21 protein-coding genes and 1 tRNA gene are annotated in these 18,812 nt (G+C 70.0%); 11 read left to right on the top strand and 11 right to left on the bottom strand.

Annotated features, from left to right (window positions below):
* Positions 1-28 precede the first annotated feature (28 nt).
* Positions 29-310: a pro-sigmaK processing inhibitor BofA family protein gene (locus ACQUS8_RS10460; protein ID WP_435100650.1), complete on the bottom strand. Its 282-nt coding sequence runs from the start codon at positions 308-310 to the stop codon at positions 29-31.
* A gap of 62 nt (positions 311-372) precedes the next feature.
* Between ACQUS8_RS10460 and ACQUS8_RS10465 the strand changes: the two genes are divergently transcribed.
* From ACQUS8_RS10465 to ACQUS8_RS10495, 7 genes are all read left to right on the top strand, one after another.
* Positions 373-445 (top strand) — tRNA-Pro (locus ACQUS8_RS10465).
* A 139-nt stretch (positions 446-584) separates the two neighbouring features.
* Positions 585-2,678, top strand: a complete 2,094-nt coding sequence (locus ACQUS8_RS10470; protein WP_435100653.1) for a minichromosome maintenance protein MCM — start codon at positions 585-587, stop codon at positions 2,676-2,678.
* A gap of 58 nt (positions 2,679-2,736) precedes the next feature.
* Complete coding sequence (locus ACQUS8_RS10475) at positions 2,737-3,009, top strand: hypothetical protein (protein ID WP_435100656.1); 273 nt, start codon at positions 2,737-2,739, stop codon at positions 3,007-3,009.
* A gap of 54 nt (positions 3,010-3,063) precedes the next feature.
* Entirely contained in the window at positions 3,064-3,408 is a 345-nt protein-coding gene (locus tag ACQUS8_RS10480) for a hypothetical protein (protein ID WP_435100659.1), read from the top strand.
* Positions 3,409-4,218, top strand: coding sequence for a hypothetical protein (locus tag ACQUS8_RS10485; RefSeq protein WP_435100662.1), 810 nt, complete (start codon positions 3,409-3,411; stop codon positions 4,216-4,218). It abuts the gene before it with no gap.
* A 26-nt stretch (positions 4,219-4,244) separates the two neighbouring features.
* Entirely contained in the window at positions 4,245-4,763 is a 519-nt protein-coding gene (locus ACQUS8_RS10490) for a hypothetical protein (RefSeq protein WP_435100665.1), read from the top strand.
* Positions 4,760-5,416, top strand: coding sequence for a MinD/ParA family ATP-binding protein (locus ACQUS8_RS10495; RefSeq protein WP_435100668.1), 657 nt, complete (start codon positions 4,760-4,762; stop codon positions 5,414-5,416). The genes ACQUS8_RS10490 and ACQUS8_RS10495 overlap by 4 nt, the downstream gene beginning before the upstream one ends.
* A 66-nt stretch (positions 5,417-5,482) precedes the next feature.
* On the opposite strand, the gene ACQUS8_RS10500 is transcribed toward ACQUS8_RS10495, so the two are convergent.
* Entirely contained in the window at positions 5,483-6,340 is an 858-nt protein-coding gene (locus ACQUS8_RS10500; protein WP_435100670.1) for a transcription initiation factor IIB, read from the bottom strand.
* A gap of 174 nt (positions 6,341-6,514) precedes the next feature.
* Here ACQUS8_RS10500 and ACQUS8_RS10505 point away from each other — a divergent pair, with 174 nt between their 5' ends.
* Entirely contained in the window at positions 6,515-7,036 is a 522-nt protein-coding gene (locus ACQUS8_RS10505; protein WP_435100672.1) for a hypothetical protein, read from the top strand.
* Here ACQUS8_RS10505 and ACQUS8_RS10510 read toward each other — a convergent pair whose 3' ends face one another.
* The 3 genes from ACQUS8_RS10510 to ACQUS8_RS10520 are packed head-to-tail and all read right to left on the bottom strand — an operon-like array spanning position 7,037 to position 9,142.
* Positions 7,037-7,789, bottom strand: a complete 753-nt coding sequence (locus ACQUS8_RS10510) for an AAA family ATPase (RefSeq protein WP_435100674.1) — start codon at positions 7,787-7,789, stop codon at positions 7,037-7,039.
* Positions 7,790-7,835: 46 nt separating this feature from the next.
* Positions 7,836-8,675, bottom strand: a complete 840-nt coding sequence (locus ACQUS8_RS10515) for an aldo/keto reductase (RefSeq protein ID WP_435100676.1) — start codon at positions 8,673-8,675, stop codon at positions 7,836-7,838.
* 50 nt (positions 8,676-8,725) lie between these two features.
* Positions 8,726-9,142 (bottom strand): HIT family protein, encoded by a 417-nt coding sequence (locus tag ACQUS8_RS10520; protein ID WP_435100678.1) that lies wholly within the window; start codon positions 9,140-9,142, stop codon positions 8,726-8,728.
* Positions 9,143-9,323: 181 nt separating this feature from the next.
* On the opposite strand from ACQUS8_RS10520, the gene ileS reads away from it, so the two are divergent.
* Complete coding sequence (gene ileS, locus ACQUS8_RS10525) at positions 9,324-12,536, top strand: isoleucine--tRNA ligase (RefSeq protein ID WP_435100680.1); 3,213 nt, start codon at positions 9,324-9,326, stop codon at positions 12,534-12,536.
* Positions 12,537-12,578: 42 nt separating this feature from the next.
* Here ileS and ACQUS8_RS10530 read toward each other — a convergent pair whose 3' ends face one another.
* Genes ACQUS8_RS10530 through ACQUS8_RS10540 form a run of 3 tightly spaced genes read right to left on the bottom strand, consistent with a single transcriptional unit; the run spans position 12,579 to position 14,503 of the window.
* Positions 12,579-12,764 (bottom strand): hypothetical protein, encoded by a 186-nt coding sequence (locus ACQUS8_RS10530; protein ID WP_435100682.1) that lies wholly within the window; start codon positions 12,762-12,764, stop codon positions 12,579-12,581.
* Positions 12,765-12,810: 46 nt separating this feature from the next.
* Complete coding sequence (locus ACQUS8_RS10535; RefSeq protein ID WP_435100684.1) at positions 12,811-13,659, bottom strand: ribose-phosphate diphosphokinase; 849 nt, start codon at positions 13,657-13,659, stop codon at positions 12,811-12,813.
* 25 nt (positions 13,660-13,684) lie between these two features.
* Entirely contained in the window at positions 13,685-14,503 is an 819-nt protein-coding gene (locus ACQUS8_RS10540; RefSeq protein ID WP_435100686.1) for an HVO_0234 family beta-propeller protein, read from the bottom strand.
* Positions 14,504-14,631: 128 nt separating this feature from the next.
* Here ACQUS8_RS10540 and ACQUS8_RS10545 point away from each other — a divergent pair, with 128 nt between their 5' ends.
* Together ACQUS8_RS10545 and glmM are read left to right on the top strand one after the other, a co-directional pair.
* Positions 14,632-15,045: a hypothetical protein gene (locus tag ACQUS8_RS10545; RefSeq protein WP_435100688.1), complete on the top strand. Its 414-nt coding sequence runs from the start codon at positions 14,632-14,634 to the stop codon at positions 15,043-15,045.
* 36 nt (positions 15,046-15,081) lie between these two features.
* On the top strand, positions 15,082-16,443 hold the full coding sequence (gene glmM, locus ACQUS8_RS10550; RefSeq protein WP_435100690.1) for a phosphoglucosamine mutase: 1,362 nt from the start codon (positions 15,082-15,084) through the stop codon (positions 16,441-16,443).
* On the opposite strand, the gene ACQUS8_RS10555 is transcribed toward glmM, so the two are convergent.
* The 3 genes from ACQUS8_RS10555 to hisA form a co-directional block, all read right to left on the bottom strand.
* Positions 16,444-17,580 carry a DUF7118 family protein gene (locus ACQUS8_RS10555; RefSeq protein ID WP_435100692.1) on the bottom strand — a complete coding sequence of 379 codons (1,137 nt, stop codon included), beginning with the start codon at positions 17,578-17,580 and terminating at the stop codon, positions 16,444-16,446.
* Positions 17,581-17,584: 4 nt separating this feature from the next.
* Positions 17,585-17,962 carry a phosphoribosyl-AMP cyclohydrolase gene (gene hisI, locus ACQUS8_RS10560; RefSeq protein WP_435100694.1) on the bottom strand — a complete coding sequence of 126 codons (378 nt, stop codon included), beginning with the start codon at positions 17,960-17,962 and terminating at the stop codon, positions 17,585-17,587.
* 67 nt (positions 17,963-18,029) lie between these two features.
* The gene (hisA, locus tag ACQUS8_RS10565) at positions 18,030-18,761 is read right to left on the bottom strand and encodes a 1-(5-phosphoribosyl)-5-[(5-phosphoribosylamino)methylideneamino]imidazole-4-carboxamide isomerase (protein WP_435100696.1); all 732 of its coding nucleotides are present in this window, start codon (positions 18,759-18,761) and stop codon (positions 18,030-18,032) included.
* Between the last annotated feature and the right edge of the window lie 51 nt (positions 18,762-18,812).

Raw genomic sequence — 18,812 nt, forward strand, 5'->3', positions numbered from 1 at the left:
TTTGGTCGGGTTTCTGCGGAGACAGTTCTCAGAGGAGCGGCGGCACGAGCAGTCCGGAGACGAACGCGACGCCGAACACCGCGAGGAGGGCGACGAGCAACGCGCCCGGGAGGCCGGCGACGGCGACGACAAGGAGCGTGAGCGGCGTGACCGCGACGGAGACGCCGAACACCGCCTCGACGGCGAGGAGCGTGAGCAGGCCGACGACCGCGTTGACGACGAACGGCTTCACGGCACGAACGACCCGATAGGCACCGAGGAGCGCCGCGAGCGCGAGCAGGAGGATGCCGACTTCGAGCGTCGAGACCATACCGACAACGGGGACGGCGACAACGTAACACTTACCGCCGCGCGATGGCTACTGAGAGGTACGGGATCGTGGGTTAGCTTGGTATACTCTGGGCCTTGGGTGCCCAAGACCCCGGTTCAAATCCGGGCGATCCCATTTCTGACGGCGTCACTGGCGAGCGACGGGTGCGTCCGCGGCGTCGCTCGCCGCCGGTCGCCGGCGTGAGTCTGCCCGTTCAGTTTCACCGGCCTTTGCGAACCTTCTTACGGCCGCACGCGTTACCTACGTGAGCAGAATGGCTCAGGCTCAGGACCAGGACCTCGTCGACCGATTCGAGACGTTCTTCCGCCGATATTACAGTGACAAGGTCGGCGACCTCGCCCGGAACTACCCCCGGGACCAGAAGAGCCTCCGCGTCGACTGGGCCGACCTCTACCAGTTCGACGCGGACCTCGCCGACGACTACCTCCGACACCCCGACCGCCACCAGGAGGCGGCGGAGGAAGCCCTCCGTCGCTACGACCTCCCCATCGACGTCTCGCTCGGTCAGGCGCACGTCCGAGTCCGCAACATCGCGGAGACGACGGACATCCGGGCGCTCCGCTCCGAGCACCTGAACACGTTCGTCGGCGTGCAAGGGATCGTCCGGAAGGCGACCGAGGTCCGCCCGAAAATCGAGCAGGCCGTCTTCGTCTGTCAGCGCTGTAACTACGAGACGCGCGTCCCCCAGTCCGACTCGGGTTTCCAGGAGCCCTATCAGTGCGAGTCCTGCGAGCGCCAGGGGCCGTTCAAGCTCGACCCGGAGAAGTCCGAGTTCATCGACGCCCAGAAACTCCGGATTCAGGAGAACCCCGAGGGGCTCGCGGGCGGCGAGACGCCCGAGAACATCGACGTGCACGTCGAGGATGACCTGACGGGTCAGGTGACGCCCGGCGACCACGTCACGGCAACGGGTGCCCTCCGGCTCGACCAGAGCGAAGGCTCGAACGAGAGTCCCATCTTCGACGTCTACATGGAGGGCAACTACGTCGAGATCGAGGACGAGCAGTTCGAGGACATGGAGATCACCGACGAGGACAAGGAGGCCATCATCGAGATCTCCCAGCGTCCGAACATCTACGAGGACATGGTGGACTCCATCGCACCCTCCATCTACGGCCACCGGCAGGCGAAGCTCGCGATACTCCTCCAGTTGTTCTCGGGCGTGACGAAACACCTCCCGGACGGCTCCCGAATTCGCGGCGACCTCCACATGCTCCTCATCGGTGACCCCGGGACCGGGAAGTCACAGCTACTCGCCTACGTCCAGAACATCGCGCCGCGCTCGGTCTACACGTCCGGGAAGGGGTCCTCGAGTGCGGGGCTGACGGCGGCCGCGGTCCGCGACGACTTCGGCGACGGCCAGCAGTGGACGCTCGAGGCGGGCGCGCTCGTCCTCGCTGACCAGGGGATTGCGGCGGTGGACGAACTCGACAAGATGCGTCCCGAGGACCGCTCGGCGATGCACGAGGCGCTCGAACAGCAGTCCATCTCCGTGTCGAAGGCCGGCATCAACGCCACGCTGAAGTCGCGGTGTTCGCTGCTCGGCGCCGCGAACCCGAAGTACGGCCGCTTCGACCAGTACGAACCCATCGGCGAACAGATCGACCTCGAGCCGGCGCTCATCTCGCGCTTCGACCTCATCTTCACGGTGACGGACCAGCCCGATCCCGAGGAGGACGCGAAGCTCGCCCAACACATCCTCCAGACGAACTACGCGGGCGAACTCCACACACAGCGCGAGCACCTCGCGTCCGCGAACTACACCGAGGACGAGGTGGATGCACAGACGAACGAGGTCGCCCCCGAAATCGACGCCGAACTCCTCCGGAAGTACATCGCCTACTCCCGGCGGAACGTCTATCCGGCGATGAGCGAGGAAGCCCGGCAGGCCATCGAGGACTTCTACGTCGACCTGCGCTCGAAGGGACAGGACGAGGACGCGCCCGTCCCGGTGACGGCGCGGAAGCTCGAGGCGCTCGTCCGGCTCGCGGAGGCCTCCGCGCGGGTTCGACTCTCCGACACGGTCGAGAAGAAGGACGCCGACCGCGTCATCGCCATCGTCCGATCCTGTCTCGAAGCCATCGGCGTCGACCCCGAAACCGGAGAGTTCGACGCGGACGTCGTCGAGACGGGGACCTCGAAGAGCCAGCGCGACCGCATCAAGAACCTGAAGGCGCTCATCGAGGACGTCGAGCGGGACTTCGAGGAGGGCGCGCCGGTCGAGGAAGTCCTCCAGCGCGCCGAGGAAACGGGCACGGAGCGCTCGAAGGCCGAACACGAGATCGAGAAGCTCAAGAAGCAGGGCGAGGTCTACGAGCCTTCCACCGGCCACCTGCGGACGACCTGAGCGGGGCCACAGTCGCGGACGCGTAGCCTTTTCTTCGCCGGCGGTGTATCGGGAGTCGATGGACCGCATCAGCGCGCTCCGGAACGTCGAGGAGACACTAGCGGCGCTCGAGGAAGGGGAGACGGATCTCGCGAGCGCCGAGGAGCGCGTCTGCGCGATACTGCGGACGTTCGCGACGGAGTACGACGGCGGGTTGGCGGCGTGGCGCGCGTCCGGCGACCCGGCCGCGGACGGCCTCGTGGTGCTCGCGGAGAGCGAGCGCGAGGCACGCGAGCGCGTCGAAGACCTCGTCGGCCCGGACGTCCGCGTGTCAGTGTCGCGCATCGAGTAGTCAGACCCCTCCTGAGCGGCTACCTTTTATCCGTCGGTAGCTAGGTACGTTGCAGTGTTACTTGTCGTCGCCTACTCGCGGGCCGCCCGCCAAGCCCTCCGGAACAGTTGTTCGACGCACGAGGACGTCGTCGTGCGTCGGTTCGGTCGCGCCGTCCTCCTCCGCGAGACGGAGTACGCGGCGTTCGTCGCGTGTCGCCTGCGCGAGCGCTTCGGTACCGCCGTCGAGGTCGAGCGCACCGAGCCGCTGAACGAATACCGGGACGTCCCCGCGAACGTCCGCGAAGCCGCGGCGGCCTACGAGGCACGCGACTCCCCGAGCACGTCCTACGCGAAGTTCGCGGCGGGCGCGGACCTCCCGGACCCGGAGGCGATGCGCAACGCCGAGTTGAAGGGCTGAATGCGGGCACGCGTCGACGGCCGCGTCGTACGGACGAACGCCTTGGACCTGCGGGAGCACGACGTCACCCACGAGGACGCGCTCGCCGCGATACACGACGCCGACGGCTGGATTGCGTGTCCGTCACCGAGTACCGTCCATGTACACGTCGGGCTCGTCGATAGCTCGACACTCCGGACGGCGGACGCCGTGACGCGGGCACTCGCCGCGGCCGCCCGGTCGCGTGGCGAGCACGCCGAGCAGGACGACGAAATCGCGGCCGCCCGCACGGAACTCGCCGACGACGTGCCGGAGGTCGAGGGTCTGGAGACGGCACGCGAGCGAGTGGCGACGGTCTCGGCGGACGTCGAATCGCTCCGCGAGCGCGTCGAACGCCTCGGCGGGATGGTCGCGGCACTCCGCGAGGCCGACGCCGACGACGAGACGGTCGGCGCGGACCACCGAGCGGCCGTGGCGACGCTCGTCGACGCGGAGACGGAGCGGGCGGCGGCCGTCGAGACGCTCGAGCGCCTCCAGCGCGAGGTCCGGGAGGTGCACGACCTCCGCGAGCGCCGCCTCCGCCTCGAAGACCGGGAGCGACGGCTGGCGCGCGCAGCGCGGGCCGACCTCGCGGCGCGGATGCGGCCGTCGTTCGAGCGGGCGCGACGCGCGGTACCGGACGGCCCGTGGCGCGACGCGTTCGCCGTCGTCCGCGTGGCCCGGGTGCGCGCGCCCGTCGTCATCGCGGTGGCGGACGGCCCCTTCGAGCGTGCGTCGCGCGCCGCGGCGTGTCTCGACGCGCCCGTCGTGCTCACCCGGGCGCGCGTTTAAATACGGGAACGGAGCCATCCCGGGGCATGACTGTCGACTTCTCGAGTGGCGCGACCGAACGCGACGGCGTGTCGCTCGTCACGGTAATTCTACGGAACGATGGCGAAACCCGGCGCCGCGTCCGGGTCGCGAACGCGCTCGACGCACCCGTTCTCCCGCCGCGTCCGGACGGCATCGTCGCGGACGGGTGGGACGAGGACGGCTACGAGGGCGCCGTCGGAGCGGGCGAGACGCTCGCACTCGGCTACGCGTGCCGGGCGGCGGCGCGACGCGAGCCGTGCGTGCTCGCGCGTGACGACCCGACCGGGGAGGAATCGCCGAAGCGGAGCGTCGCGGACGCGGTCCGTGACCTCGGTGACCCGCGTCCACCCGCCGCGGGCGTTCCGCTGGGTGACGGTGCTCAGACTGGCATTCCGACGCCAGTAGCCACGTGGTTCGACGGCGTGGAAGCGCGCGTCGCGGCTGGGACGCTCACCGCCGCCAACGAACGTACACTCGCCGCGGTCCGCGGGCGACTCCACCGCCTCGACCGGAGGGAGGCGTGATTCTCGCCGTCGTCGGCGGGAAGGGAGGTGTGGGGAAGTCGACGGTGGCGTTCGAGCTCGCGGCGCTCCGTGAGGCCGTCGTGGTGGACGCGGACCTCGCGATGGCCGACTTGCCAACGGCGCGTGGCCCCGACCTCCACGACGTGCTTGCGGGCCGCGCAGACCCCATTGAGGCCGTCCGTGAGGGCGGCGCGGTGAGTATGCTGCCGTGCGGGCGGACGCTCGCCGGCGCGCGGGCCTGTGACGTCGGGGCGCTCGGCGACGCGCTCGAAGCGGTCGCGGACGCGTACGGCGATGTCGTGGTGGACTGTGCAGCGGGGATGCGTGCGGACGTCGGCGTGCCGCTCGCCGTCGCGGACGCCTGTGTCGTCGTCACCGCGCCGGAGCGCCCGGCGCTCGCGGATGCGATTCGGGCGCGCGAACTCGCGCGGACGTTTGATGCGGGGCTTGCTGTCGTCGCCTATAACCGCGCGGACGAGGCTCCGGAGTCCGTCGAGCGTGCGCTGGGCGCGCCAGCAGTACCGATTCCGGCGGACGACGCGGTGCCACGAGCGCGAGAAACGGGACGGCCCGTGACGTCGCTCTTCCCGGACGCACCGGCGGTCGGTGGCTTCGCGGCGCTCGCGGATACTGTTCGAGCGTGCGGGCTCTGAGACGTCGCTACGGCGGAGCGTCGCTACGGAAGAAGTCGGGCGGAACCGGCGAAGAAACGAGGTCGCTTACTGGAGGTCGTAGAAGGCGTTGCGGACGGTGACGGGCGTGACGCCAGCGACGTCGGCGGCGTCCTTCTGGGTGAGCGGATGGTCGTGTTCTTTGGCGGCGGCGTAGAGGCAGGCGGCGGCGACGCCGCTGGGCTTGCGGCCGCCGGTCGCGCCGGTGTCACTGGCGTCGGCGGCGAGTTCGGTCGCGCGACGCTCGACGGCGCGCGGGACGTCGAGTTCGGTGGCGAAGCGCGGGATGTACTCGCGGGCGTCGATGGGACCGGTCGGCAGGCCGAGTTCACGGTTCATCGCGGCGTAGGCGGCCCGGAGTTCGTTCTCGTCGGCGCGCGCGACGGCGACGATCTCGCCGACAGTGCGCGCGACGCCGTTCGTCCGACAGACGACGTAGACGGCGGCCGCGGCGAACCCCTCGAGCGAGCGCCCGCGGATGAGGCCCTCGGATTGGGCGGAGTCGAAGAGCGCGCAGGCCTGGTCGCGGACGCCGTAGGTGAGCGAGAGCGAGCTGACGAGACGACGAATCTCGGTGAAGGCGTATATCTGGTTGCGGTCGGCCTTCGTGGGGATGGTCGCGCGGTTGTGCTGGCGGCGGAGGCGGGCGAACTGGCGGCGCTTGCGGCCGGTGAGCCGCGAGGAGTAGCCGATTTCGGTGCTGAGGCCGCGGTCGTGTCGCGAGCGCGTGAGCGGCGCACCGGTGCGTTCGCGGTTGGTGTCGTCGTCGGCGAACGAGCGCCATTCGGGGCCGCGGTCGAGGCGGTCGGTGTCGACGACGAGGCCGCAGTCGGTACAGACTGTTTCTTGGCTGTCGCGTTCGAGGGTGCCGGTGCATTCGGGGCAGGACGTCGTTGCCTGACTCATACTTCATACTTGGCGCCGAACCCCTACTTAAGCGAAGGACGAATCGGGGGGTTCGACGTGATTTCGACCCGCGGAACGTACCGGTCACCGGTACGTTCGAAATCGGTGGATACGGGGCTTGACGCGACGGACCGAACGGTGTGTTCATGTAGTCGAGCCGACGAGAGGTGAGTAATGGGACTCTCGGACATCGCCGCGGGGTTGACGGTGACGACGCACCAGGAGGACCGCGGGGTCGCCACCGTCGACGCGACGGACGTACCGCTCGCGGAGCGACTCGCACCCTACGCGGACGACCTGCCGTGCCCGGTAGACGCGGCGGCGGCCCTGCTCGACGCGTACGGCGCGGGGACGAGCGTCGGCGCAGCGGCGAGCGCGGCCGGGCTCGCACCGACGATGGGCGCGAAGGTCCTCCACCGCCTCGGCGTCGCGGGCGTCACCCCGCTCTCGCCGCTCGCGCGCGACGTCGTGCGCGACTGGCTGCACGGCGAGCTGACGCGCGGTGACGCGGTGACGCTCTCGGGCGCGAGCGACGCCGAGTTCGCGCTCGGCGCGTACTGCGAGACGCACGACCCCATCGAGGGTGCGGCGGACGTCGTCGCGGCGGCCCGCGAACCTGCGGAGTCGCGCGCGCTCGCCGCGCGCGAGCGAGACGCGCTCGCGGAGACGTTCGACGCGCCGGCGGACCTCCGGTAGTCAGGAGAGTCGGCGGCGTAGACCCCCGAGAAATCCGGGCGCGGCGTCGTCGACGAGTTCGTCGAGGGCGAAACACTCCCCGAGGAGCGACGCGACGGCGCGGGTGTAGTCGTCGGGGTCGGCGGGCGTGACGGCGGGCGCCTCGCTCTCCGGCCCGAGTGCGGCCTCGGGAATCGCGACGTCCGCATCAGGAAGGTCGCGGGTGCTCGCGCGGTTAACTGCGACGACGCCCGCGTCGACGCCGACGTCGGCGAAGCGGCCGCGTTCGCGCGAGAGGGCGTCCGTCCCGCGGTCGTCGGCGGTGGTGACGGCGGCGACGACGTCCACGGCAGTGACGGCGCCGACGGCGGGGTTGGTGAGTATCGGCGGCGTGTCGACGAGGACGTAGTCGTACTGTTCGGTGGCCTCCGTGAGTCGGTCGCCGACGCGCTCGCCGGCTTCGGGGGTCAGCGCATCGGCGCTCCGGGCGAGGGGTGCGTGGGCGGGCGCGAGGGCGAGCGTGCCGTCACCCGGTGCGTCGAGCGGGTAGGCGGCGTCGGTGATGTCGATGTCCGGGTCGGTGAGGAGCGCCGTCGCGTCCGGGTCGAGGCGGGCGTCGACGTACGTCGAGAGGCCCTGCGTGGCGTGTGCGACGTCGAAGACGAGGACGTCCTCGCCGGCGGCGGCGAGGAGCGCGCCGCCCTCGACGCAGAGGCGGGTCGCGCCGACGCCGCCGGCGGCGCCGACGATAGCGGCAGTCCGGGCTGTTGACATACCGGTGTCTGCGGCGGCGGCGAAGAAAAGTTCGGTGGCGTGTCAGCTACTGGTGGATGCCGTAGACGTCACCCGACCAGTCGCGCGCGGGGTGGTCGTAGACAGGATGGTTCCGGTCGCGTTCGGTGAGACGGGCGTGGTCCGCCTCGTCGAGCTCCCAGTCGAAGAGTTCGAAGTTCTGCCGGACGTGCTCGGGTGAGGAGGACTTCGGGAGGACGACGATGTCGTCCTCAACGGCCCACTTGAGGACGATCTGGGCGGGCGACTTGTCGTACTTCTCGGCGAGGTCCTGCACCACCTCGTCGCCGAAGACCTCGGTGCGCGCGAGCGGCGCGGCGGCCTCGAGAACGGTGTCCGTCTCGCGGCAGTAGTCGACGAGGTCGTCGCGCTGGAACCAGGGGTGGTACTCGATCTGGTTGACGGCGATGGGGACGTCGCTGACGTGCTGGGCGGCGCTGAGCTGGTAGGCGCTGAAGTTGGAGACGCCGACGTTCTTCACGAGGCCCTCCTCGTGGAGGTAGGCCATCGCGTCCATCGTCTCGCGGATGGAGATGGCGGGGTTCGGCCAGTGGACGAGGTAGAGGTCGAGGTAGTCGGTGCCGAGTTTCTCGAGGGATTCCTCGCAGGACTCGATGAGCGAGTCGTAGGCGAGGTTTTTCGGGAGGACCTTGGAGGTGAGCCAGAGGTCGTCGCGCTCGTAGTCCTCGAGGACGTCGCCGATTTCGGCCTCGTTCATGTAGCCCTCGGCGGTGTCGACGTGCGTGTAGCCGGCCTCGAGGCCGGCGCGCACGGACTCCTTGACGGTCTTCCCACCGATGTCCCACGTGCCGACGCCGACGACCGGGAGTTCGTCGCCGCTCTGCAGGGTAACAGTTGGTACAGACATACGGGAGAAGGACCGTTCGGGGCGGCCTTAGTCGTTCGCCCGGCGGCAGGTTACTCGATGTTCGCGGCGATGTCGTCGAGTTCCTCGTCGCTGAGGTCGGGGCGTTCGCCGGCGACGGCGTGGATGGGCGCGCCGCCGTCGCCCTCGAAGCGCGGGACGACGTGGACGTGGACGTGCGGAACTTCCTGACCGGCGGCCTCGCCGTCGTTCACGCCGACGTTCACGGCGTCCGCGTCGACGGCGTCCTCGATGTCGGGGACGAGGTCGTGGACGAGGTCGAAGACGGCGCGCGACTCCTCAGCGTCGAGGTCGGCGAGGCGCTGAGCGTGCGTCTTCGGGACGACGAGCGTGTGACCGGCGGCGAGCGGGTTCGCGTCGAGGAACGCGAGGGCGTCCTCGGTCTCGGCGACGATGCGGCCGGGGATGTCTCCCTCGATGATGCGACAGAAGATGCAGTCGGCGCTCATACGCGAGTCGTGGACCGGCGCATCCTTAGTTATTCGGTGAGCGGGAGCGCGACGCCGAAGACGGGCGGGTAGCGGACGACGCCGAGTGCGCCGAGGGCTTCGGCGTCGGTGGCGACAGTGATCCCCCGCGTCGCTCTGACGGACCGATTCTCCTTTCACGAAGGAGGGAGACGGATGAGTCATGGACCGATTCGCCGAACCCCCGGAGCGGTACGACCCGGAGGACGTCCGGGAACGGGTGTTCGATTACTGGGACGAGGTGGACGCCTACGAGAAGACGAAGGCGCACCGCGAGGACGGCGAGGACTTCTTCTTCGTGGACGGCCCACCGTACACCTCCGGTGCGGCGCACATGGGGACGACGTGGAACAAGTCCCTCAAGGACGCCTACATCCGCTACTACCGGATGAACGGCTACGACGTCACGGACCGGCCGGGCTACGACATGCACGGCCTCCCCATCGAGACGAAGGTCGAGGAGAAACTCGACTTCGACTCCAAGCAGGACATCGAGGAGTACGGCGTCGAGAACTTCATCGAGGAGTGCAAGCAGTTCGCCGACGAGCAACTGGAGGGGCTCCAGTCGGACTTCCAGTCCTTCGGCGTCTGGATGGACTGGGGGAACCCCTACAAGACGGTCGACCCGACCTACATGGAGGCGGCGTGGTGGGGGTTCAACCGCGCGGCCGAGCGCGGTCTCGTCGAGCAGGGAAAGCGCTCCATCAGCCAGTGTCCGCGCTGTGAGACCGCCATCGCGAACAACGAGGTCGAGTACGAGGACGTCGAGGACCCGACGGTCCACGTGAAGTTCCCTCTCAAGGACCGCGAGGGGTCGCTCGTCATCTACACGACGACGCCGTGGACGATTCCGGCGAACGAGTTCGTCGCCGTCGGCGAGGAGATCACCTACCAGCAGGTCCGCGCAGTGAAGACGGACAGCGGTGCGGAGATGGGCGAGAGCGGCGACGTCGTCGAGGAGGACGTCATCTACGTCGCGGAGGCCTGCGTCGAGGACGTCCTGAAGAAGGGGCGCTACGACGACTACGAGGTCCTCGACTCCTTCCCGGGCGCGAAGATGCTCGGCTGGGAGTACGAGCACCCGCTCGCGGAGGAAGTGCCGGACAACCCCGACACGGCGGGGACGCACGAGGTCTACCACGCGGACTACGTCGAGGCCGAGGACACGGGGCTCGTCCACTCCGCGCCCGGCCACGGTGACGTGGACTTCGAGCGCGGCCAGGAGCTCGGGCTGCCGGTCTTCTGTCCGGTCGCCGGCGACGGCACCTACACGGCGGAGGGCGGGAAGTACGAGGGCGAGTTCGTGAAGGACGCCGACGACGCCATCATGGAGGACCTCGCCCGGAAGGGCCTCCTCCTCGCCTCCGGCACGGTCACACACTCCTACGGCCACTGCTGGCGGTGTGACACGCCTATCCTCCAACTCGCGACCGACCAGTGGTTCATCACCATCACCGACGTGAAGGACGAACTCCTCGACAACATGGAGGACTCGGAGTGGCATCCGCAGTGGGCGCGGGACAACCGCTTCCGGGACTTCATCGAGAACGCGCCCGACTGGAACGTCAGTCGCCAGCGCTACTGGGGCATCCCGGTCCCCATCTGGGTTGCGGAGGGGACGAAGGGCGAGACGCCCGAGGACCGCATCGTCATCGGCACGCGCGAGGAACTGGTCGAGCGCGCGGACCAGGACCTCGACCCCGACATGGACATCCACAAGCCCGCCGTCGACGACGTCACCATCACCGAGGACGGCGTGACCTACGAGCGCGTCCCGGACGTCTTCGACGTCTGGCTCGACTCCTCGGTCGCCTCCTGGGGCACCCTGAACTACCCCGAGCAGGAGGAGGACTTCGAGGAGCTGTGGCCGGCGGACCTCATCATGGAGGCCCACGACCAGACCCGCGGCTGGTTCTGGAGCCAGCTCGGGATGGGCACCGCGGCGATGGGCGAGGTGCCCTACGACGAGGTCATCATGCATGGCTTCGCGAACGACGAGGACGGCCGGAAGATGTCCAAATCGGTCGGGAACGTCGTCCAGCCGGACGAGGCCATCGAGCGCCACGGCGCGGACGCGATGCGGATGTTCCTCCTCAGCGTCGACCCGCAGGGCGAAGACATGCGCTTCTCGTGGGACGAGATGGGGAACATGGCGCGCGACCTGAACGTCCTCTGGAACGTCTTCCGCTTCCCGCTCCCCTACATGCGCGCCGACGGCTTCGACCCCGAGGCGCAGACGGTCGACGAACTCGACCTCACCGTCGAGGACGAGTGGCTCCTCTCGAAGCTCCAGAAGCTCAAGCACGACACGAACGACTACTGGGAGAGTCGTGAGCAGCACCGCGCGCTCGAGGCGCTCCGCGAGTTCGTCGTCGAGGACCTCTCACGCTACTACATCCAGCTCATCCGCGAGCGCGTGTGGACCGAGCAGGTGGACGACAACAAGACCGCGGCGTACGCGACGCTCCACAAGGTCCTGCTCGAAGTCGTCGCGCTCCTCGCGCCGTACGCGCCGTTCGTCACCGAGGAGATGTATGGCTACCTCACGGGCGACTCGGGCCACCCGACCGTCCACATGTGCGACTGGCCGGAGGTCGAGGAGCGCTTCCGCCAGCCCGCACTCGAGGACGCCATCAGCACGGCCCGCAGCATCGAGGAGGCCGGGAATCACGCGCGCCAGCAGGCCGGCCGGAAGCTCCGCTGGCCGGTCGCGCGCATCGTCGTCTCCCCGGACGACGAGCGCGTCGCCGAACAGGTCGACGACTACCGCGGCCTGCTCGCCGACCGCCTGAACGCCCGCCACATCGAGGTGCTGAACCCCGGCGAGACGTTCGGCGACGTCGAGTACAGCGCCGAGGCCGACATGAGCGTGCTCGGCCCCGCCTTCGGCGGCGACGCCGGCGACGTGATGGAGGCGCTGAACGCCGCGCGCGTCGACGACGACGACCTCGACCTGCTCGAGGAGGCCGTCGCGGACGCGCTCGACCGTGAGGTCCAGCTCACCCCGGAGATGGTGGAGTTCCGCGAGGAGACACCCGAGGACGTCGCGGCCGCCGCTTTCGAGGGCGGCACCGTCTACGTCGACACCGAGCTGAACGACGACCTCGAGGCCGAGGGGTACGCGCGCGAAATCATCCGCCGCGTGCAGGAACTCCGCAAGGAGCTCGACCTCGAGATGGAGACCGAGATTCGCCTCGACGTGATGGTCTTCGACGACCGCGTCGCAAAACTCGTCAGCGAGCGCGAGGACCTCATCACCGAGGAGGTCCGCGCCCGCGAACTCGAGGAAGTCGACGAATCTGACGCGAACACCGTCGTCGAGGAGTACGAGGACGTTGAGGGCGTCCGGATGCGCCTCGGCGTGCAGCAGGTCTAAGTAGTTCGCGCTCTCGGTTCCGCTCTTACTTTCCCGTGTTTCTCACTCGTCCGCGTAGCGCGCGGACTGGTCGGCGAAGCCACCGAGCAGCATGAGGAAGCCGACACCGAGGGCGATGAGGCCGAGAATCGCATACAGGGAGGCGCGTCCGAGGAGCGTCGCGCCGGTCACCATTAGCCCGACGCCGGCGACGAGGAGTTTGAACTCGAAGACGGTCGCGTCGTCCATACGTCCTGTCCGCGCCGCGGGAGGAAAAATCCGGGTGCCGGGCGCGCTATTCGCGCCCGAGTGCGTCGGCGACGGCGGGCGCGGCCGAGACGGCGCTGACGACGCGCTCGATGGTGTCGGTGGCGACGACGTCGTCGACGCCGGCCTTCGCGAGTTTGGTGCGGGCGTTCGCGGCGAGCAGCGGGTGAACGCAGGCGACGAAGACCCGCCGGGGGTCATCGAGCAGGCCGATGGCTTCGCTCATCGTGGAGCCGGTGGCGACGATGTCGTCCACGACGACGACGTCCCGGCCCGCGACCTCGGTCTCGCTCGGCGTGATTTCGACGTCAGTCCCCGAATGGCGGGTTTTCTCGAAGAAGTCGGCGTCGCCCGGCCCGTAGGCGTCCCGGACGGACTCGGCGAGCGGGAGCGCGGAGGCGTCGGGTGCGAGGAAGACTGGGTCGTGGAGGTCCTCGGGGAGCGGGTCCGCGAGGTGCGGCGTCGCGTCGACGTTCGTCGCGGGGACATCGAAGAACTCGCAGACGGCGGGCTCGTGGACGTTCACGGTGTAGACTTCGTCCGTCCCCGTCGAAATCGCGCGCGCCATCGCGCGGGCGGAGACGGGTTCGCCGGGCTCGAACGCCTCGTCCTGCCGGGCGTAGCCCATGTAGGGGATGACCGTGATGACCTCCTCGGCGCCCGCCTCGCGGACGGCGTCCTGCAGCTGGAGGAGTTCGACGTGCGCGCTGTCGTCGACGGTGGACGCGACGACGACGGCGCGACCCTCGACGGGCGGGACGCGGACGACGCGCTCGCCGTCCGGGAACGACTCGTACTCGACGCGTGCGAGTTCCTCGCCGAGTTCGGCGGCGAGCGCCGCCGCCAGCCCCTGCGAGGCGGACCCACTGACTATCATGGCTGTAGAGTGTGCCAGCGTCGGGTTAGGCGTTTCCGTCTGCGCCCTGCGCGCTCTCGGTGACGGCCACCGCGGAGACGCCGGGGAGACCGATGGTGCGCGTGCGCCAGCCGTCGCCGGCGTCCACGGCGACCGTCCCCTGCGCGTCGACGGCGTAGAGCGCGCTCTCGCTGTAGGCGACGGCGGCGACGTCGGAGAGGGGGACCTCGCGGGCCCGCCAGTCGTCCCCGTCGTACTCGTAGAGAGTATCGTCGAGGACGGCGACGACGTGGTCGGCGCGCGCGTCGACGGCGGTGGCGTCGCCCTCGCGCTCGTCGAGCCAGCCGTTGCCGAGCCGGTAGAGGCCGTCCGCGGTGGCGGCCCACGGGCCGGCGCGCGAAACGTCCCGGGCGTCGTCGAGCCCCGAATACGTCACGTCGTCGTCGGTGACGCGATAGACGCCCTCAACGGTGGCGAGGAGCGGGCCGTCCGCGTGACGCGCTTCGGGCGCCATCCCGCGCGCATTCCACGACTCGCCGTCGTAGGCGGCCACGCGACCCTCTGGTCCGGCGGCGATGAGGGTGCCGTCGTCGTAGCCGACGGCGGTCGCGTCGCCGAAGCCCGTCTCCGCGAAGCCCTCGGCGTTCCCGACGCGGACGTCCTCGCGGTCCGCGACGGCGACGGTGCCCTCGTAGGCGGCGACGTCCCGGACTTCGGTCGTGGTGAGGAGTGCGAACTCGCCGATCTTGTCCCCGGAGACGGCGACGGAGGCGAGACCGCGGTCGGTGCCGACGAGCAGGGACTCGGTGGCGGCCCGGTCGGCGTAGACGCGCTTCTCGTCGATGCTGATGTCGTGGTCGCTCATACTCCCATAGGCGGACGGGCGTGCGGAAAACGTTGCGCCCGCGGGACGCCGACCAGGTGGGGGGCAGGACGGCGTGGCGGGCGCGTCGGACCGCGCGGTACTTCACGCGCGAGTCCCGAGAGGTGAGTATGCGACGGCGTCAGTACCTCGCGGCGGGCGCGGCGGGGCTCGCGAGCGCGCTTGCGGGCTGTAGCGGTCTGAGTGGGCTCCTCGGGCCGTCTGGCGAGTGGAAACTCCGCGCGATGCCCGCGGACCCGAACGCGACGGACCACACGTGCGAACTCGGCGAGTCGTTCGTCTCGAACCACTCGAACCTCGAGACGGTGCTCTCGCGCGCGGCGGACGGCGAGCGGGGAACGTGGAGCGAGCCGGTCTACCTCGACGCGGAGGCGGGGAACGAACTCGGAGCGGACCTCGCCGCACACTGCGGCGACGGCTTTCGCGGCGTCTACTTCTACGACGACGGGGCGTACTTCGTCAGCCTCGCGGACCGCAATCCGGGGAACGGGAAGGGCCACGATAGCGGCTCACACAGCCATTAGGAAACCACTTTGAGGCGGCCGACGGAAGGGACGCCCATGAAGGTGTTCGGGTCGAGCGGGACGCGGGGCGTCGCGAACGAGGAGGTGACGCCGGCGTTCGCGCTGGACGTCGCGAGGGCCGTCGGAACCGTGCTCGGCGAGGGGCGCGTCGCGGTCGGCCGCGACACACGACAGACCGGACGGATGCTCGTGAACGCCGTCGCGTCGGGCCTAGCGGCGGCGGGCGAGGACGTCGAACGCCTCGGCGTCCTCCCGACGCCCGCGTTACAGGCGTACGCCGCCGACGAGGGCGTCCCGGCGATTATGGTGACGGCGTCGCACAACCCGCCCGAGTACAACGGGCTGAAGCTCGTCGGGTCGGACGGCGTCGAGCTCTCCGTGGACGCCTTGGAGGACGTCGAGGAGGCGTTGCTCGGCGAGTCCTTCGAGACGGTGGCGTGGGACGAGACCGGCGCGGACACGACCGTCGAGGGCGCGCGCGAGCAGTACGTCGAGATGCTCTGTGAGGCGGTGGACCGCGAGCGCATCGCGGACGCCGAGTTGACAGTAGCGCTCGACCCCGGCCACGGCGCGGGCGCGCTCACGAGCCCCGACTTCTACCGCGAACTCGGCTGTCGCGTCGTCACCGTGAACGCCCAGCCGGACGGCCACTTCCCGGGGCGCGACCCCGAGCCGGTCGAGGAGAACCTCACGGACCTCGGGCGGCTCGTGCGCGCGAGCGACGCGGACGTCGGTATCGCACACGACGGCGACGCGGACCGCGCCATCTTCTACGACGAGCGCGGGGAGTACGTCGCGGGCGACGCGACGTTCGCGGCGCTCGCGGACGCCGAGTTATCGGCGGGCGACGTCGCCGTCTCGGCGGTCAACGTCAGCCAGCGCCTCGTGGACGTCTGCGAGGCGAGCGACGCGGACCTCGAACTCACGCCCATCGGCTCCACGCAGATCATGACGCGCATCCGCCAACTCCAGCAGGAGGGCGAGCGCGTCCCCGTCGCGGGCGAGGGGAACGGTGGCGTCATCTTCCCGGACTACCGCATCACCCGGGACGGCGCGTACACGGGCGCGCGTTTCCTCGAACTGCTCGCCGACGCCGACGCGCCCGCGAGCGACGTCCTGACGCCCTACGACGGCTACGCGAACGTCCGCGTGAACGTCGAGTACGAGGACGACGCGGAGCGCGAGGCGCTGCTCGCCGCCGCCGAGGAGTACGCTGAGGCGGCGGACGCGGCCGTCACGACCATCGACGGCTATCGGCTCGACTACGGTGACGCGTGGGCGCTCGCGCGGCCCTCGGGGACGGAACCGGTCGTGCGTGTCTACGCGGAGGCACGCTCGGAGTCGCGCGCCGAAGAACTCGCGTCGTCGTTCGCGGACGCCCTGCGCGCGGCACAGTAATCAGTATTCGTCGAGCGCCTCCGCGACGCGCTCGCGGGCCTCGCGGGCGGCTTTGAGGTCGGCCTCGACGTCTCCGGCGGCGACCCGTTGACGCTCTTCTTGGGTGAGTTCGTCGCGTGCGACGGCGGCCTCCCGGAGCGTCGCGTAGCGCTCGCGTCGGGCGAACGCCTGCACGTCACGGAGGCGGGCGACGGCGTCGTCGGCGCCGAGTCGGTCGAGCGCGGAGACGAGTTCGTCCGCGCGATACCGGAGGACGTCCGCGGGGTCGGGCGGCCAGCCGAGCGTGAGGAAGTCGCCGTCGATGCGCCGGAGGAACGAGCGGTTCGCGCCGACGACGCGCTTCAGCGCCGCGGGGTCCGCGACGTAGTGGTCGAGTTTCGAGACGGACTGGTCGGCGTAGTCGAGCAGGTCGGTGACGGACTCCGCGCCGGCGTCGTGCTCGCGGACGTATGTGAGGAGGTCCGGGGGGACGCGAGGCGCGTCGACGAGCGGGAAGGCGGTGAGCGAGTCGAGCCAGTCGAGCACGTCGCGGGCGGGCCATGCGCCGAGGCGGTCCTCGACGGCGGCGCGCGCGGCGGTGTCGTAGGCCTCGATCGGCTCGCGAAGGTCCGCGACCGGAGCGTCCGGGTCGGCCTCGGCGAGGCGGGCGACGCGTTCGAGGCGTGACACCTCCGCGTCGAGGTCGTCGCGGACCTCGCGGGCGGCCCGGCGGGCCTGCTGGTAGGCCTCGCGGGCGTCCTCGCGCTCGTCCAGTAACTCGACGCGCTCCGCGACGGGGTCGAGGGCGTCGCGTGCGCGCTCGAAGTCGTCTTCGGTGACGCGGCGCTTGTCGAGGGCGTCGTCGTAGGCCTCGAAGGCGTCGGCTGCCGGGAGGTCGTCGTCGACGGATTCGACGAGGTCGGCGACCTCGCTCTCGAACTCGATGTACGCCTGGAAGTCGCCGGAGCCCGTCGCGGACCCCTCGTAGGTGCGCAGGAGGCGGCGGGCGTCCTCGTAGTGTTCGCGGAGGGTTTCGAGGGCATCTGCGCCGTACTCCTCGACGGCGGCCTCGGCGCTGTCGCGTTCCTCGCGGGCCTCGCGGAGGTCGGCGACGACGTCGTCGGCGTCGCTCGTGGTGTCGGGTATCGCGTGGCTCACGACGTCACTCGTAGACGGCGTCAGGGTCGAACGCCTGCTCCCCGACCTCCTCGCCGTCGATGGTGCGGTGGAAGCAGGAGTAGTGGCCGGTGTGGCAGGCCCCGACGTTTTGCTCGACGACGTAGAGGAGCGAGTCGCCGTCGCAGTCGACGCGCACCTCCTCGATTTCCTGCGTGTGGCCGCTGGTCGCGCCCTTCTCCCAGAGTTCCTCGCGCGAACGCGAGTAGTAGTGTGCGCGCCCGGTCTCGACGGTTTTCTCGACCGCGTCGCGGTTCGCGTACGCCAGCATCAGGACCTCGCCGGTGTCGGCGTCCTGCGCGACGGCCGGAATGAGGCCGTCCTCGCCGAAGTCGAGGTCGACGCCGAACTCGCTGTCGCTCATAGTCGAGATTACGGACGCGCGAGGATAGGTCTTCTGTCGAAGCGGACCTGTCCGGGTCGGCCCGCCGTTACCCGTCGAGCGCGGCGGTCGCCTCCTCGAGCGTGAAGTTGCCCTCGTAGAGCGCGGTGCCGACGACAACGGCGGCCGCGCCAGCGTCCCGGAGCGCCACGACGTCCTCGACGGTGGCGACGCCGCCGGAGGCGACGACGGGAATGTCGACGGCCTCGACGACCCGGGAGACGACGTCCGTCCGCACGCCCGTCTGCTGGCCCTCGACGTCGACGTCCGTGAAGAGGATGCCCGCCGCGCCGCGCTCGGCGTACTTCGTCGCGGCCTCTGCCGGGTCGAGGCCGGTCCCCTCGGTCCACCCGGAGACGACGACCTCGCCGTCCTTCGCGTCGAGGCTGACGAGCACGCTCTCGGGGTAGGTCTCCGATATTTCCGCGACGAGGTCCGGGTTCTCGACGGCGGCCGTCCCGAGGATGACCCGGTCGACGCCGACTTCGAGGAGGTCGCGGGCGTCCGCGAACGTCCGGATGCCCCCGCCGACCTGCACCTCGGCGTCGTCGCCGACGGCCTCCACGACGGACGCGATGGCGTCCGCGTTCGCGCGCTCGCCCTCGAACGCCCCGTCGAGGTCGACGAGGTGGAGCGTCCGCGCGCCCGCCTCGAGCCAGCGCTTGGCGGCCTCCACCGGGTCGCCGTAGCGTTTGCCCGTGCCGCGTTCGCCCTGCACTAACTGGACGACTTCGCCGTCCTGTACGTCCACCGCGGGGACGACCTCGAACTCCTCGAACATACCACCGAGTGCGGGCGGCGGGGTGAAAAAGCGTCCGCGTCCGCGGCGCGC

The organism is Halarchaeum sp. P4 (assembly GCF_051195175.1).
GTDB lineage: Archaea > Halobacteriota > Halobacteria > Halobacteriales > Halobacteriaceae > Halarchaeum.